Origin of the sequence: Streptococcus sp. 27098_8_76 (assembly GCF_041432315.1) — a bacterium.
In the GTDB taxonomy this organism is placed as follows: Bacteria; Bacillota; Bacilli; order Lactobacillales; family Streptococcaceae; genus Streptococcus.
Genome location: NZ_JAPVZI010000017.1, coordinates 24675 through 40466, shown reverse-complemented (window position 1 = coordinate 40466; position 15792 = coordinate 24675). Strand labels below are relative to the sequence as shown.

15 protein-coding genes and 1 riboswitch are annotated in these 15792 nt (G+C 41.2%); of the genes, 3 read left to right on the top strand and 12 right to left on the bottom strand.

The annotated features are described in order from the left end of the window. From O3636_RS10265 to O3636_RS10220, 10 genes are all read right to left on the bottom strand, one after another. Positions 1-526, bottom strand: a 526-nt coding sequence (locus O3636_RS10265) for a phenylalanine--tRNA ligase subunit alpha (RefSeq protein ID WP_371643032.1), incomplete at its 3' end; no start/stop codon positions are given. Positions 527-796: 270 nt separating this feature from the next. Then, positions 797-1246 (bottom strand): GNAT family N-acetyltransferase, encoded by a 450-nt coding sequence (locus O3636_RS10260; RefSeq protein WP_371643035.1) that lies wholly within the window; start codon positions 1244-1246, stop codon positions 797-799. 4 nt (positions 1247-1250) lie between these two features. After that, a complete protein-coding gene (locus O3636_RS10255) occupies positions 1251-1670 on the bottom strand; it encodes a chromosome partitioning protein ParB (protein WP_371643030.1) in 420 nt (139 codons plus the stop codon). Positions 1671-1697: 27 nt separating this feature from the next. Continuing rightward, a complete protein-coding gene (locus tag O3636_RS10250) occupies positions 1698-2348 on the bottom strand; it encodes a phosphatase PAP2 family protein (protein WP_261013451.1) in 651 nt (216 codons plus the stop codon). Continuing rightward, complete coding sequence (locus O3636_RS10245; RefSeq protein WP_000185823.1) at positions 2338-2901, bottom strand: ECF transporter S component; 564 nt, start codon at positions 2899-2901, stop codon at positions 2338-2340. The genes O3636_RS10250 and O3636_RS10245 overlap by 11 nt, the downstream gene beginning before the upstream one ends. Positions 2902-3055: 154 nt before the next feature. Continuing rightward, positions 3056-3274: riboswitch (FMN riboswitch) on the bottom strand. A gap of 53 nt (positions 3275-3327) precedes the next feature. Next, positions 3328-3831 (bottom strand): tRNA (cytidine(34)-2'-O)-methyltransferase, encoded by a 504-nt coding sequence (locus tag O3636_RS10240; protein WP_371643028.1) that lies wholly within the window; start codon positions 3829-3831, stop codon positions 3328-3330. A 192-nt stretch (positions 3832-4023) separates the two neighbouring features. Then, positions 4024-4854 (bottom strand): energy-coupling factor transporter transmembrane protein EcfT, encoded by an 831-nt coding sequence (locus O3636_RS10235; protein WP_371643026.1) that lies wholly within the window; start codon positions 4852-4854, stop codon positions 4024-4026. Continuing rightward, positions 4839-6521 (bottom strand): ABC transporter ATP-binding protein, encoded by a 1683-nt coding sequence (locus tag O3636_RS10230; RefSeq protein WP_371643024.1) that lies wholly within the window; start codon positions 6519-6521, stop codon positions 4839-4841. Before O3636_RS10230 ends, O3636_RS10235 begins: the two co-directional genes overlap by 16 nt. A gap of 168 nt (positions 6522-6689) precedes the next feature. Beyond that, complete coding sequence (locus tag O3636_RS10225) at positions 6690-7235, bottom strand: ECF-type riboflavin transporter substrate-binding protein (RefSeq protein ID WP_261054907.1); 546 nt, start codon at positions 7233-7235, stop codon at positions 6690-6692. Between the two features lie 15 nt (positions 7236-7250). Next, positions 7251-8099 carry an S-adenosyl-l-methionine hydroxide adenosyltransferase family protein gene (locus tag O3636_RS10220; RefSeq protein WP_001063590.1) on the bottom strand — a complete coding sequence of 283 codons (849 nt, stop codon included), beginning with the start codon at positions 8097-8099 and terminating at the stop codon, positions 7251-7253. Positions 8100-8287: 188 nt separating this feature from the next. On the opposite strand from O3636_RS10220, the gene trkA reads away from it, so the two are divergent. Further along, complete coding sequence (gene trkA, locus O3636_RS10215; RefSeq protein ID WP_042750050.1) at positions 8288-9637, top strand: Trk system potassium transporter TrkA; 1350 nt, start codon at positions 8288-8290, stop codon at positions 9635-9637. A 3-nt stretch (positions 9638-9640) separates the two neighbouring features. Continuing rightward, positions 9641-11080, top strand: coding sequence for a TrkH family potassium uptake protein (locus O3636_RS10210; RefSeq protein WP_261040367.1), 1440 nt, complete (start codon positions 9641-9643; stop codon positions 11078-11080). A gap of 183 nt (positions 11081-11263) precedes the next feature. Here O3636_RS10210 and pflB read toward each other — a convergent pair whose 3' ends face one another. Next, positions 11264-13588, bottom strand: a complete 2325-nt coding sequence (gene pflB / locus O3636_RS10205; RefSeq protein ID WP_000260631.1) for a formate C-acetyltransferase — start codon at positions 13586-13588, stop codon at positions 11264-11266. Positions 13589-13827: 239 nt separating this feature from the next. Between pflB and dinB the strand changes: the two genes are divergently transcribed. Then, complete coding sequence (dinB, locus tag O3636_RS10200) at positions 13828-14889, top strand: DNA polymerase IV (protein ID WP_371643021.1); 1062 nt, start codon at positions 13828-13830, stop codon at positions 14887-14889. Positions 14890-14922: 33 nt separating this feature from the next. Here dinB and O3636_RS10195 read toward each other — a convergent pair whose 3' ends face one another. Continuing rightward, positions 14923-15768 (bottom strand): undecaprenyl-diphosphate phosphatase, encoded by an 846-nt coding sequence (locus O3636_RS10195; RefSeq protein WP_371643019.1) that lies wholly within the window; start codon positions 15766-15768, stop codon positions 14923-14925. Positions 15769-15792: the final 24 nt, after the last annotated feature.

The following is a 15792-nucleotide window of genomic DNA, read 5'->3' as shown; positions in this document are numbered from 1 at the left end:
TGTGGGTACGGAGTAAGATTTCTTCTGTGATATAGAAAGTGTCCTGCATATCGCGAGCTGGGTGGTCTTTTGGAAGGTTCATACGTTCAAAGTTATAGTAGTCTTGCTCTACTTCAAAACCATCCACAACTTGGTAACCCATACCGATGAAGATATCTTCAATTTCTTCACTGGTTTGTGTGAGGACATGACGGTGACCAGTCGCAACTGGACGACCTGGAAGCGTCACATCGATACTCTCACTAGCCAGTTGAGCCGCGACTTTCTTTTCTTCTAAGAGTTTAGCTGTTTCTTCAAAGGCTGCTGTCAAGACATCACGAGCTTCATTGACGTGTTTCCCAATGATTGGACGCATCTCAGCAGAGACATCTTTCATCCTTTTGAGGATTTCAGTAAGTGAACCTTTTTTACCAAGGACTGAGACACGCAAATCTTGCATCTCTTTTTCATTTTCAGCAGAAATCTGCTTCAAGCTAGCCAGCGTTTCTTCACGAAGCGCTTTTAATTGTTCTTCAATAGTTGACATAATTCCTCCATCAGTCGCTCGTAGATAAAAAGAAAACCACATGCCAAAAACTCCACTCGGAGCGTTGACACGCGGTACCATCCGTTTTCATCTGACAAGTCAGACCTTCATTTCTAAATCCATGCGCAAGTGAATTCACCCAGCTTTCATATAGAGAGCTTGCAGTCACGGCTCTCCTCCCTGATATACTTCCCTTGAGTTACTAGTCTTGCAGATTTCTATTCAATTACTACATAGTTTATCAGATTTTTAGTTAAAAAACAAGTTAGATTAGACTAATTTCAGTATAAAACTCATTCCTTTTTCTGTTGCTCCATTTTCCACAAATCCAAGCGCCTTGAAACACCTCCTAGAAGCATGATTGTAGGTGTAGATTTCCTTGACTCTCAATTCTTTCCATCCTTTTATTCGAGCCAATTCAATCAAAGCACTCAGAATCTTTTTTCCAAGTCCTCGATGTTGGTAAGCGGAATTCCCAATCACAATGGGGAGATTATCCTGAGATAGTGTAACATCCCCAATTGGAAACCATTCTCCCTTCTCCTTGACTTCAATCCAAAAAAGTTCACCATGCTGATCCAAATGGGAATACATAGCTTCCAAAGTTTCTTGACTATAAGGTCTCTTCACACCATCTACGAGGTGAACCAAGTTCACATCCTGATACCAAGCAAAAGCTTCTTCACAATGATTGACCTTATAATAAGGAACAAGACGCAGTGCATTATCTATTTGTAAAATCCGTTTCATCTGCTTTCCTTTTCAACAAAAGAGTTGCTGCTTGATTAAAACCATCACACCAGTTATACCATTTTGCTTCATACTCATCTTGAGGTAAGATATGATTTTTTAAATCCAGAACAGAGTAAATCTTTCTTTCCTCACAAGCTTGCGCATAGAGATGATATAGTTCATCACCACCATCTCTATCCCACTCACCAGAAATCGTATCCTGACCTGCCAATAAAGCCTGATAAGCCCTGTGATGTCCATCTGTAATCAACAAGCAATTTCCAAATGCAAGAATACTGATTGGATCGACTTGGATTGTTTCTGCCGACTGGTAAAGCATCTGAATATCTTGCAACTTCTTTTCTGATAAGTATAGTTGAGTCGGATGAAGATCTGCTATATTGACTTTCATTTCTTTCTCCTCAAAGGAATTTGATACTCACTTCTGCTTGCCTTTAAATCGCCATTGGAAGCGTAGCTTATCATAAAAGGGAAACTCGATAAACAGGACTCCCAAGCCCACACAGAGACTGGCAAGAACGTCTGATGGATAATGAACTCCCAGATAGACCCTTGATACCAACACACTGACTAGGTAGAGACCTAGCACGATTTGCACGATTTTTCTCCAGACTGGATTTTTAATCCGTTGACTGAAAATGACAATCAGAGAGCCGACCATCAAGGTTACAGCCAGAGAATGACCACTTGGGAAGGAAAATCCCTTCTCCTCAACCAAGTGTAAAATGGCTGGTCGTGGGCGCTGATAGACATTTTTAAAGGTCACGATTAAAAGACCTGCCAAAGCCAAATTCCCCAGCATGAAGAAACTTTCTATCTTCCATCGCTTACGATAAAAGATAAAGGCTACGATGACAACCCAAGTGATAATCACTGGGATATCAATCAGACGTGTAATGGTTCGGAAAAGAATAGTCAAGTAATCTGGCAAGTCTCCTCGAATGGCAGTCTGAATCGGTTGGTCAAAACCGACCAGCGTTTCAGGGTAAAATTTGACCATGTAGCCAAGAATAACGAAAAGTAAAAGGGCAAAACTGCCCTTCATTAAAAATGTTTGTTTATCTCTCATAATGTTTTAAGGTTGGTTTCAAGAGAACATACAACAACCAGAATGAAACGGAAAAGATAACACCTTCAATCAAGTTAAAAGGCAATACCATGGTCATTAGGTAGTTGGAAAGTCCCAAAATTTTTCCAATATCAAAGTTAGCAAACTTAGCGTACAAAGGAACAGCATAAACATAGTTGAGAACTAACATAGCCACGGTTAAACCAATAGTCCCAGCTAGAGAGCCTAGTAGGAAACGAAGGGTTGTCCGTTCCTTTTTCCAAATCAAAGCAAATACGATAACAAAAACTCCCAAAGCTACGATATTCATTGGCAAGCCAATGTAAGTATTCACTCCCTGACTGTTAAGAAGCAATTTCAAGAGTGAGCGAAGCAAGAGAATTCCTAGCGCAGCAGGCAAATCCATGACCACCAAGCCCACAAGGACTGGCAAGATACTAAATTCGATCTTGAGGAAGGACGCCGCTGGCAAAAGCGGAAAGTCAAAGTACATCAGCACAAATGAGATGGCTGATAGAATTGCAATGGTCGAAAGTCGACGTGTGTTTGTCATAACAGGTTCCTCCAATTTTCTATAAAATCAGAAGAAGTTAGAAAGGATTCCTCTATCTATTCTCACTTTTTTATATCCCAAAAGTTCCCTCTCACTCTGTTAAGCAAGCGGTTACAGTTTGGCTATAAATCTATCAGAACAGACAAAGCTATTCTTTCGTCTTCTCCCATCCAGACTATACTGTCGGTTGTGGAATCGCACCACATCAGCTTGCGCTCGCGGACTTATTTGGCTAAGATATTTTAGATTTATCTAGGCGTCGCAGTCGAAGATAATACTTAAAGTATATCGAGACAAGACAACGACGAGAAAGCTAAAATAGCTAGTCAAATTTACCGCCGGTCGGGAATCACACCCTGCCCTGAAGACTCTTTTATCATAACAAAAAACGCTTGCAAGCGCAAGCATTTTGTTCATTTTCATTTTTTATTTCAACTTATCCACTTCATAGGTATGAACGAGCTCAAGACCTGCAAAGTTCTGCTGGCGGAGGGCTTCGTAGACAATCATGCAGACGGTATTAGACACATTGAGACTGCGGACATGTTCATCATTCATGGGAATACGGAGAGCCTTCTCAGGATGTTCTCGCATAAACTCCTCAGGCAATCCCTTGTCTTCACGTCCAAAGAGAAAATAATGGTCCTCGTCAGTCGATAAATCCACCTCAGAATACACGTTCTCGGCAAATTTCGAAATCAGATAGAGTTTTCCCTTCATCTGAGACGTAAAATCTTCCAAACTGTCGTAAAAATAAATCTCTAGCTTATCCCAATAATCCAACCCAGCTCGCTTCATCTTGCGGTCATCAATAGGGAAGCCCATGGGCTTGATGATATGGAGGGGAGAATTGGTTGCAGCGCACGTACGCGCGATATTACCTGTATTTTGTGGAATTTGTGGTTCAAATAATACAATGTGATTTGTCATGACTTGCTTCCTTTCACCATTGCAAAAAAATAGCCACACTGCCCGGAGTCAAGCTCAGCAAACAGCGTGGTTAAAGCATCGTTAACTTACCTCACAACAGGTTTGAAGTAAATCAGCGAAACTACTTTCTTAGTATAACACTTTCAGAATCATTGTCAATAGAAACGACTTGATTTTTTCAATTTTTTCAAGCTATTTCCAAGGGTTGTAAAATCGTCCCTGATTCTGCAAGATAAGTAGTAAACTAGCTACTAAAAACAAGGCTGCCAATAGCAAGGTAAGATAATCTTCTTTTTTCAAGGTCTGGTAACTATACCAAGTCCGCTTTTTCTCTTTTCCAAAGCGGCGAAGCTCCATGGCGGTCGCGATGGTATCAATGCGTTCTAACGAGCTGAAAATCAAGGGAGTGATAATGCGCAGATTGCCTTTGATTCGTTGCATGAGAGAAGCTTTCTTGGATAATTCCATCCCACGCGCTTCCTGAGACATCTTGATGGTAAAGAATTCTTCCTGCAAATCTGGAATATAGCGCAAGGTCAGACTGACAGAATAGGCAATCTTATAAGGCACACCAATTTGATTTAAACTGGAAGCAAACTGACTAGGATGTGTTGTCATCAAAAAGATAATAGCCAGAGGAATGGTGCAAAGGTACTTAATGGTCAGATTTAGCAGATAAAAGAGCTCCTGGCTGGTTAGAGTGTAGGCACCGATTCCCTGCCAAATCACACTTCTCTCTCCGTAAAGTCCAACTCCATATTCGGGAGAAAAGAGGTAGACCATCAAGACATTCAAAATGGCAAATACCGTCGCAAAAACTGCCACAAAGGAAACATCTTTAAAGCGGATTTCTGACAAATAGAGGAGAAAGACCGAAAAGATGGCAATCAGAACAAGCAGTCTGGTATCATAGCTAATCATAGCCGCCAATGACACAAGGATGAAAAAGAGGAGTTTACCAGCTCCTGACAAGCGATGAATCACAGTATCTCTATGCTGGTAACCAATTAATTTAGCTTGCATCCTTCTCTCCTTTCTTTGTAAAATGCCGTTAAAGCAAGTGGATCCACATCTAGTTTCTTGGCCAAGTTGAAGATTGAAGTTTCTTTTAGATTAGCTTTTACTAACAGCTCAGGACTGCTCAAAAGACTAGCTGGAACAGTATCTGCAATCAATTCCCCATCCACCATGACAAGAGCTCGGTCTGAATAATCCAGCATCAATTGCATATCATGGGTAATCATGACAATGGTATGCCCTTTTTGATGCAATTCTTCGAGAAATTCCATAATCTCAGTATAGTTCTTCTGGTCTTGACCCGCTGTTGGTTCATCTAAGAGGATAATTTCAGCTCCTAAGACCAAAATCGATGCAATAGTGACACGTTTTTTCTGACCAAATGACAGGGCAGAAATAGGCCAATTACGGAATTCATAGAGACCACAGATTTTCAAAGTTTCATAGACTCTCGTTTCAATTTCCTGCTCGTCCACACCTCGCAAACGAAGTCCCAGAGCCACCTCATCAAAAATCATATTGGTTGAAATCATTTGATTAGGATTTTGCAGCACATAGCCTACTCGTTCCGCCCGCTCTGCAACAGAGTCTCCTTTTATATCCTGGCCTTCCCAAAGGTAGCGGCCTTCCGTCTGAATAAAGCTACTTAAGGCCTTGGCTAGGGTTGATTTCCCTGCTCCATTTTTCCCGACAATGGCAATCTTTTCGCCCTTTTTAATATCCAGATAAATGGATTTTAAAATCGGTCTATCATCATAAGAAAAAGACACGTCCTCTAATTTAAAGAGTGACTGCAATTCTGGGGTTTCTTTTACCAGTTCCGTCCGCAACTGAATCTGGCCTTTTGAGATAGACAAGTTGTCCAAATTTGCTAACTGTTCTTCCTTGGCTAAATCCACACCCAATTGACGGAGAGTGGTTAGATAAAGGGGTTCTCGAATTCCATTTTGTGTCAATAAATCAGTCGCCAGTAACTGGTCAGGACTCCCATTAAAAAGGATACGACCATCGTTTATCAAGACAATCCGATCGACAGGGCGATGCAGAACATCCTCCAAACGGTGCTCGATAATAAGAGTCGTCGTCCCCTCCTCCTTATGAATCTGATCAATCAATTCGATAATATCCTGACCTGACTTGGGATCCAGATTGGCGAGTGGCTCATCAAACAAAAGAATCGGACTCTCATCAATCAAGACACCAGCCAGACTGACTCGCTGCTTTTGTCCACCTGACAAATCCTGGGGACGCTGAGACAGTAAAGGGAGAAGGTCCAGCTTTTCAGCCCATTTATGAACACGACTTTTCATCTCTTCTAGTCCTGTTACATCATTTTCTAGAGCAAAAGCCAAGTCCTCTGCCACAGACAGGCCGATAAACTGCCCATCTGTATCCTGCAAAACTGTACTGACCAGATGAGATTTATCGTAGATGCTCATATCAAAGGCTGCTTGCCCCTTGATCAAAAATTCTCCAGACATCTGACCCTTGTAAATATTGGGAATAATCCCATTCAAACACTGACCCAAGGTAGATTTACCTGACCCAGATGGCCCAACCATTAAGACTTTCTCTCCCTTATAAATAGTCAAATCCACCCCTTGCAAGGTCGGCTCTTGTTGTGTTTCATACCGGAAAGAGAAATCCTTCCACTCAATTATAGCTTCTTTCATCTTACTCTCTTCATTCGCTTCTTAGACTTCTATTTTATCATAAATCGAACCCTTCTTGCAGTCTCTTCTCTTAAAATCTTAGCGCCAAAAAGATTCCTATCCTAGCTTACTTGCCTAACTAATCTATAAACATCGAAAAAGACTGGTTGCCCAGCCTTCCCCATCATTTTAGTCCTTTTTCAAACTTCCTGCACGAGTTTGAGTTCCTGCATAGGCAAGCAAGAGGAGAGTTCCTGCAATAGCTACAGATACACCATTAGCAATTCCCGCAACAATTCCTTGTGCAAATACTTTTTCTGCCGCTTCTTGATAAATCACAACATCTCCAAGTGGTGCCAAGACACCCCAAACAAGGGCATTTGCAAGTAGTTGAATGAGGTTAAAAATAAGAATATCTTTCCAGTCAAAGACACCATTGATCACACGAACGTACTTTCTAAATAGCCCCACAACTAGACCAAAGAGACCACTAGCAATAATCCAAGTCCACCACAGACCGTAGCCAGCAAGAGAGTCCTTGATTGCATGACCAATCAACCCGACAAGCAAACCGATAATCGGTCCAAAAATAATAGAAAGTAGCGCTTGTACCGCATACTGAAGCTGGATGCTTGTATTTGGAACAGGTGTCGGAATGCTGATCATCCCGATGACAACAAAGAGCGCAGCTCCAACACCGATAGCAACAACTTGTTTAATTGATTGATTTTTCATCTATATTCTCCTATTTTATGATTCTATTTTCTTTATTTCAATGGTCCAAGATGAACCGACACCCACATTATAGGCCTTGGCAAAGGAACCTTGGTTGATAGCCAAACCTAAACGATAGAGAGAGTTGATGTAAAGGATGGGTTGCCCAATTCTCACATCTGCAAATGATTTGCCATAGACAACCTGATTTTGATAGACCAGCATATCAGCATGATAGATAGTCACCTCAAAACGATCACCGAATGCTGGTTCCAGCTTGTAAAATTCTTCTCGCGTGATAGAGGTCCAAAGCGAACCAAAACGCACATCCAGAATATCAATAGCTCCCTTCACCAGATGATCTTCTATGATGGTCTCTACGACTGGAAGTTCCACAATCTGATCTACACTGAGCTCTGGCCCCACTTCCTCAAAACTAATGTGACCACTGGCTAGTTTAGCACCAGTATAGGCATAGACATCACGACCGTGGAAGGTATAAGAATGCTCTGTATTTTGGCGTCTATTGGCCACTTCAGAAATTTCACGAATGGCTACAATACCAACGTGTTTCTTGATAAAAGAAAGCGTCCCATTATCTGGTGTGACAATGTATTGATTTTTTGCAGTCTTGGCAACTACACTCTTACGTTTCGAGCCGACACCTGGATCGACAACCGATACAAACGTCGTTCCCTCAGGCCAGTAATCCACCGTCTGAAAGAGACGATAGCTCCCCTCAAAAATATTATAAGGCGTGATATCGTGCGTCAAATGATGAATTTTTAAGGTTGGAGACTCTTCTAAAGCCACTCCAATCATAGCCGATACCGCACCATCAACCAGACCAAAGTCTGATTGTAATACCAGTAAATTATTATTCATTTTATCTCCTTGTATATCCTTTATCATACCATATTTCAGAGAAAGGTGCTAATAGCTATTTCAATTGATTAGGGTATAGTTTTACCTTATAGCAAATTTCCTACTAAAAACTCTGGTGATTAGCTAGTAGGTGCATTTTTTCTTGAAAAAAGGTATGATAGTTACATCATGAAAAAGTAGGTTTTATTATGAAAATTATCCTTGTCGGAGGGGGAAAAGTTGGTTCTGCCCTCTGTCGCTCCTTGGTTGCAGAAAAGCATGATGTTTTGCTGATTGAGCAAGACGAAGCTGTTCTCAATCATATTGTTAATCGCTTTGATATCATGGGTATCCTTGGTAACGGGGCCGATTTTACCATCCTTGAGCAAGCCAGTGTCCAGGATTGTGATATCTTTATCGCCCTGACTGAATACGATGAAGTGAACATGATTGCAGCCGTTCTAGCCAAAAAAATGGGAGCTAAAGAGACCATCGTTCGGGTGCGGAATCCTGAATACTCTAACTCTTATTTCAAAGAAAAGAATATTCTCGGTTTTTCTCTTATCGTCAACCCTGAGCTCTTGGCTGCCCGCGCTATCGCGAATATCATTGACTTTCCCAACGCCCTCTCTGTCGAACGTTTTTTTGGAGGAAGGGTCAGCTTGATGGAATTCACTGTTAAATCTTCCAGCGGTCTTTGCCAAATGCCCATTTCTGATTTTCGTAAAAAATTTGGCAATGTCATTGTATGTGCGATAGAAAGAGATCATCAAATTATCATTCCAAGTGGTGACATGACTGTACAGGATAAAGATAGAATCTTTGTCACTGGTAACCGTGTTGATATGATGCTCTTCCATAATTATTTTAAATCTCGTGCCGTGAAGAGTCTTCTTATTGTTGGAGCTGGTAGAATTGCCTATTATCTACTAGGTATCCTCAAAGACAGTCGTATCGATACCAAGGTTATTGAAATCAATCCTGAAATCGCCAGCTTCTTTAGCGAGAAATTCCCAAATCTCTACATCGTTCAAGGAGATGGTACCGCAAAAGATATCCTGCTGGAAGAAAGTGCTCAAAACTATGATGCCGTTGCGACTCTAACAGGAGTCGATGAGGAAAATCTGATTACTTCTATGTTCCTTGACAGGGTAGGTGTACAGAAAAATATTACCAAGGTCAATCGTACCAGTCTCCTCGAGATCATCAATGCGCCTGATTTTTCAAGTATCATCACACCTAAAAGCATTGCCGTAGACACGATTATGCACTTTATTCGTGGTCGGGTTAATGCCCAGTATTCAGACCTTCAAGCCATGCACCATCTAGCCAATGGCCAAATCGAAACCCTGCAATTCCATATCAAGGAAGCTAATAAGATGACTGCCAAACCTCTTTCTCAACTGAAATTGAAAAAAGGGGTTCTTATTGCAGCTATCATTCGAAAGGGCAAGACTATTTTCCCAACTGGGGAGGATATGTTGGAAGTTGGAGACAAGCTCCTAGTAACAACTTTGTTGCCAAACATCACCAAGATTTATGACTTGATCGCGAGGTAAGAGATGAATAAAAGTATGATTCGTTACCTCCTTTCAAAGTTACTTTTGATTGAAGCTGTTCTCCTCTTGGTTCCTGTGGCTATCGCTGTCTATTACCACGAATCGAGCCAAGTCTTTACAGCTCTCTTTACAACAATTGGAATTCTCGTATTACTAGGCGGTTCAGGAATTTTACAAAAACCAAAAAATCAACGGATTTATGCCAAGGAGGGAGTCTTGATTGTTGCCCTCTGTTGGATCCTTTGGTCTTTCTTTGGCGGTCTCCCCTTTGTCTTTGCTAGACAAATTCCCAGCGTTATCGATGCCTTTTTTGAAATTAGTTCTGGCTTTACAACTACTGGAGCAACTATTCTGAACGACGTTTCGGTTCTCAGCCGTTCCCTCCTCTTCTGGCGAAGTTTTACCCACTTGATTGGAGGGATGGGAGTGCTTGTTTTTGCACTTGCTATTATGGACAATGCCAAAAATAGCCACCTAGAAGTGATGAAGGCTGAGGTTCCTGGACCCGTCTTTGGTAAGGTTGTATCCAAACTCAAAAATACTGCCCAGATTCTCTATCTCCTTTATCTAGCTCTCTTCTCCCTCTTTGTCATCATCTATTATCTAGCTGGCATGCCCCTATTTGATAGTTTTGTCATCGCTATGGGGACAGCAGGTACAGGAGGCTTTACCGTCTATAACGACGGGATTGCCCACTATGGCAGCTCACTGATTACCTATCTGGTTAGTATCGGAGTTCTGGTTTTTGGGGTAAATTTCAATCTCTACTACTACCTCATGCTCCGTCGTGTCAAGGCCTTCTTTGGAGATGAAGAACTTCGAGCTTACTTGGTCATTGTACTGCTTTCTACAGGCTTGATTAGCCTTAATACCCTCTATCTCTATCCAGGATTTTCAAAGAGTTTTGAAATGGCCTTCTTCCAAGTTTCCAATATCATTACGACGACTGGTTTTGGTTACGGAGATATTACCAACTGGCCCCTCTTCTCCCAATTTATCCTCCTCTTCCTCATGGGAATCGGTGGTTCTGCTGGTTCAACCGCAGGTGGACTTAAGGTTATTAGAGGCCTCATACTTTCAAAAATTGCTAAAAATCAGATTTTGTCAATCCTATCGCCCCACCGTGTTTTGACCCTCCATGTTAATAAAACGGTGATTGACAAAGATACCCAGCATAAGATTCTCAAGTACTTTGTCATCTATTCTATGATTTTACTAGCACTTATCTTTATTGTCAGCTTAGATAGCAATGATTTCCTGGTTGTGACCAGCGCTGTCTTTAGCTGTTTCAATAATATCGGACCTATTCTAGGAACCACTTCTAGTTTCTCAATCTTTAGTCCTATCTCAAAAATTCTCCTCTCCTTTGCAATGATTGCAGGGCGCTTGGAGATTTATCCAATCCTACTTCTCTTTATGAAGAGAACTTGGTCTAAGAGATAAAATACAACCACACCTTGTTCCATACAAAGTGTGGTGTTTTTATTTCTGATGATCTCTCACCCCCAACTAACTCTCTTTTTAAACCAAGCGAGACACTTCAGATCCTGACTTAAAATATTTAAGAATCCAAAAACCCTCAGTCGATTGACCGAGGGTTCCTTATTTCATTACTTAAAAACTTGATTAGCTCAATGCATCCAAGGCATCATCCATTGAAAGAACTTCGTGGAAGACACGTTGTGTCAATTCAGTTTTTTGTTCTGGAGTGAGGTATTTAGTGTTTACACAGTATCCAGAGATACGTACGATAACGTCTTCACCTGACATGATCTTTTCGTAAACATCGTTCAAATCCATAACGTTCAAGTTAACGTGTTGTCCACCGTTTTCAAAGTAACCATCAAGGATTGTTACCAAGTTATCAACTTGTTCGTCACGAGTCTTACCAAGAGCGCGAGGTGATACTTGTGTAGTCAATGAGATACCGTCAGCTGCGTAACTAAAGTCAAGGCTAGAAAGTGAGTTCAAGTTTTGCAACCAGCCACCTTTAGCTTTGTTAGATGGGTTAGCACCTGGTGAGAAGAATTCAAGTTTAGACAAGTTCACAGAACCATCTTCGTTGAGGTATACACCTTTGTGGACTGGTGAGTTACCAGTTTGTTTGGAGTAAGCAACGTTAGATGTGATTGTCAAAAGTGATACTGTAGCTTCAGCGTCTTTGTAAAGTTTGTGGCTACGTAGACGAGTTGTGTAAGCTTCGATCAACCATTCTGCCAATTCGTTTGAACGTGGGTCATCTTCACCCCAACGTGGGTATTCACCGATTGTTTCGTAATCGTAGATGTAGCCATTTTCATCACGGATTGGTTTAACTGTAGCGTATTTGATAGCTGACAATGTATCAACAGTGTTGGCAAATCCACAGATACCGAATCCCATGTTGGCACGTTGTTTAGTTGGCAAGAAGGCCATTTGAACAGCTTCGTAGTTGTACTTATCAGTCATGTAGTGGATGATGTTCAAAGCATCTACGTAAGTGTCAGTCAACCAGTCAAGAGATTTTTCAAAGTTAGCTTTAACTGATTCAAATTCAAGAACTTCGTCACGGATTGGTTCGATGTCAAATACTTTGTAGTCTTTGTGAACATCGTCGTAACCACCGTTCAAACCAGTAAGAAGGGCTTTCAATACGTTTACACGCGCACCGAAGTACTGGATGTTGTGGCGTTGTTCTTCATTTTCTGGGTCAAGCGGAGACACACAGCATGAGATACAGCTCATTTCACCATATCCGTCTTTAGCCATTGTTGTTACACCTTCATATTGGATAGAAGAGTGTTTGTGGCTCATGTGCATACAGTAGCGACGGAAGTTGTATGGCAATTTATCAGTCCAAAGAACTGTCAAGTTTGGTTCTGGTGAGTTACCGATGTTGTCAAGTGTGTTCAAGAAACGGTAGTCCATCTTAGTAACACGGTGACGACCGTCGTTACCCATACCAGCCATAGAAGTTGTGATGAAAGTTGGGTCACCTGAGTACAATTGGTCGTAAGCTTTTGTACGAGCAAATTTAACTGTACGAAGTTTCATAACGAAATCATCAACGAATTCTTGGATTTCTGATTCAGTAAATGTACCACGAGCAAGGTCACGTTCTGCAAAGATGTCCAATACGATTGGTACACGTCCAAGAGATGTTGCAGCACCGTTGATAACACGGCAGACAGACATGAAGGCGATGTTAACCCATTGGATAGCTTCTTTAACGTTCATCGCTGGTTTGCGAACATCAACTCCGTAAAGGTCACCCAAGCGAACAACTTGTTGCAATGCTTGGTATTGAAGGTTGATTTCTTCACGAAGACGGATTGTTTCTTCATCGATTTCTTCGATTGCATTCCAGTCGTTTACTTTTTCTTGCATCAAGTAGTCTGCACCGTAAAGAGCAAGACGTGCGTAAACACCGATGATACGTCCGCGTGAGTATGCATCTGGAAGACCAGTTACAGTGTGCGCGTGACGTGCGCGACGAATGTTTGAAGTGTAAGCACGGAAGATACCGTCGTTAACTGTTGTTACGTATTTAGTAAAGATTTCGTGAACAGCTGGATCTGGTTCGTATCCATTTTCTTTCAAAGTAGTTTCAGCCATACGGATACCACCTTTTGGCATGAAGTTCAATTTGAAGAGTTCATCGTTTTGGATACCGAAGATAACTTCGTTTTCTTTATCGATAAATCCTGCTGGAATATCAGCGATAGATGTTGGACGAGTGTCCATTGGGAAACGAGTTTCTTCGTAGTGTGCTTTAGTTTCTTCTACAATTTTTTTGATGTGAAGTGAACGTTCTGTTGGTCCTGCGAGGAAGCTTTCGTCTCCATCATAAGGTGTGTAGTTAGCTTGTACGAAGCGTGATACACTTGCTTTTTCTTTCCAATCTACGCCTTTGAAGCCTTCCCAAGCTTTGTCAAAAATATCTTGTGCTTCAACAACTGTCTTAACAACCATGTTAATGTCCTCTTTTTTCTTTCTAGTAACAACCATCTGTTACATTCATGAGATAAGTATACCATACAGTAATCGTTTTCAACAAGTGGAAAATCCCTATTTTTACACTTTCTTTTCTAAAACAGTCTATATTTTATTCCAAACTGTATTATATTTTTGAAAAAAATATACCCTTTTTTCCTTTTTTCAGAAAAAAGGGTATAATAAAAGAAAATAAGCTGTAAAAAGGGGGGCTAGGCATGTTGATTTTTCCTTTATTAAATGATTTGTCAAGAAAAATCATCCATATTGACATGGATGCCTTTTTTGCTGCAGTGGAAATCAGAGATAATCCTAAACTCAGAGGAAAACCTGTCATTATCGGCAGCGACCCTCGGCAAACAGGTGGGCGGGGAGTCGTTTCTACCTGTAGCTATGAGGCGCGAGCTTTTGGTGTCCATTCAGCCATGAGCTCTAAGGAAGCCTATGAGCGTTGTCCCCAGGCCGTCTTCATCTCAGGAAATTATGAGAAATACAAAGCTGTGGGACTCCAGATTCGAGCTATTTTTAAGCGCTATACAGATTTGATTGAACCTATGAGTATTGACGAAGCCTATTTGGATGTGACAGAAAATAAACTCGGTATCAAGTCAGCTGTCAAAATCGCTCGTCTCATTCAAGAGGATATCTGGCAAGAACTCCATCTAACTGCTTCTGCCGGTGTTTCCTACAACAAGTTCTTAGCTAAAATGGCGAGTGATTATCAAAAACCACATGGTTTGACAGTAATTTTACCTGAACAAGCTGAGGACTTTCTCAAACAAATGGATATTTCCAAGTTTCATGGAGTAGGAAAAAAGACAGTGGAAAAACTTCATCAAATGGGTGTTTTTACTGGAGCTGACCTACTTGAAGTTCCTGAAGTGACCCTAATAGACCGCTTTGGCAGACTGGGCTATGACCTGTATCGAAAGGCTCGTGGCATCCACAATTCCCCCGTCAAATCCAATCGCATCCGTAAATCAATCGGCAAGGAGAAAACCTACGGGAAGATTCTCCGTGCCGAGGAAGATATCAAAAAAGAGCTGACTCTTCTATCAGAAAGAGTCGCTCTCAATCTCAGTCAACAAGAAAAAGCTGGAAAAATTGTCATTTTGAAAATCCGCTACGAGGACTTTTCAACTCTTACCAAACGAAAAAGTCTGACTCAAAAAACACAGGATGCTAGCCAGATAAGCCAAATAGCCCTGCAACTCTATGAAGAGTTAAGCGAGAAAGAAAGAGGTGTCCGCCTGTTGGGGATTACCATGACTGGATTTTAAAACCTTGAAGAGTGGACCCTTCAAGGTTTTTTCTTATACAAATAAACGGACAAAACTGTAAAGTAGCAAAACACTACCAAGCACGATGCGGTATTTACCGAAAAGGGTAAAGTCGTGTTTTTTTACATAGCTTGTCAAAAAGCGAATAGCCACCATGCTGACTGCAAAAGCGACTCCCATCGCAACCAAGAGCAAGAACAATTGCCCAAAGCTCAAGAGCTGTCCTGCTTTTACAAATTTGAAAATCTTTAAGGCACTAGCTCCAAACATAACTGGAATTCCAAGATAGAAGGTAAATTCTGTCACAACAGAACGACTGGTTCCATTCAATAAACCGCCGACAATCGTTGCCCCAGAACGGCTAGTTCCTGGTAAAAGGGCAAGAACTTGGAAGAGTCCGATATAGAAGGCTGTCGTATAAGGAAGCTTGTCCAACTCTGTCACACTTGGCTCGATAGCACGCGCTTTATTGCGCTTTTCCAAATAGATAAAGGCAATCCCATAGATAATCAACATGAGAGAAACTGAAACCATGTTATGGAAGTGGGTATCAAACCAATCATCAAATTTAAAGACGGCAAGCAAAGGCAAAGTCGCAATCAAGACCTTCAACCATAGTCTCCAAGTCTTACGAACTTCCTGTTTGTCCTTAGTCGGTTTGAAAGGATTGAGCTTGTTAAAGTAAATCACCATAACCGCTAAAATCGCTCCAAGCTGAATTACAACATTAAACATGGACATAAAGGCTTCATTTTGATTTTGGTATTGGATAAATTCCTCTGCTAAAATCAAGTGACCTGTACTGGAAATCGGCAACCATTCCGTAATTCCTTCGACAATACCAAAGAAGATAGATTTTAAAATTTCAATAAGATACATAGATTACTCCTTTTTTCTATCTTC

Bases quoted from the DNA above. Each gene is read 5' to 3' on its own strand.
- trkA (WP_042750050.1), top strand. From the start codon at position 8,288: ATGAAAATTATCCTTGTCGGAGGGGGAAAAGTTGGTTCTGCCCTCTGT.
- O3636_RS10240 (WP_371643028.1), bottom strand. From the start codon at position 3,831: ATGACAAATCACATTGTATTATTTGAACCACAAATTCCACAAAATACA.
- O3636_RS10230 (WP_371643024.1), bottom strand. From the start codon at position 6,521: ATGAAAGAAGCTATAATTGAGTGGAAGGATTTCTCTTTCCGGTATGAA.
- O3636_RS10255 (WP_371643030.1), bottom strand. From the start codon at position 1,670: ATGAAAGTCAATATAGCAGATCTTCATCCGACTCAACTATACTTATCA.
- dinB (WP_371643021.1), top strand. From the start codon at position 13,828: ATGTTGATTTTTCCTTTATTAAATGATTTGTCAAGAAAAATCATCCAT.
- O3636_RS10220 (WP_001063590.1), bottom strand. From the start codon at position 8,099: ATGAATAATAATTTACTGGTATTACAATCAGACTTTGGTCTGGTTGAT.
- O3636_RS10235 (WP_371643026.1), bottom strand. From the start codon at position 4,854: ATGCAAGCTAAATTAATTGGTTACCAGCATAGAGATACTGTGATTCAT.
- O3636_RS10225 (WP_261054907.1), bottom strand. From the start codon at position 7,235: ATGAAAAATCAATCAATTAAACAAGTTGTTGCTATCGGTGTTGGAGCT.
- O3636_RS10195 (WP_371643019.1), bottom strand. From the start codon at position 15,768: ATGTATCTTATTGAAATTTTAAAATCTATCTTCTTTGGTATTGTCGAA.
- pflB (WP_000260631.1), bottom strand. From the start codon at position 13,588: ATGGTTGTTAAGACAGTTGTTGAAGCACAAGATATTTTTGACAAAGCT.
- O3636_RS10250 (WP_261013451.1), bottom strand. From the start codon at position 2,348: ATGAGAGATAAACAAACATTTTTAATGAAGGGCAGTTTTGCCCTTTTA.
- O3636_RS10245 (WP_000185823.1), bottom strand. From the start codon at position 2,901: ATGACAAACACACGTCGACTTTCGACCATTGCAATTCTATCAGCCATC.
- O3636_RS10210 (WP_261040367.1), top strand. From the start codon at position 9,641: ATGAATAAAAGTATGATTCGTTACCTCCTTTCAAAGTTACTTTTGATT.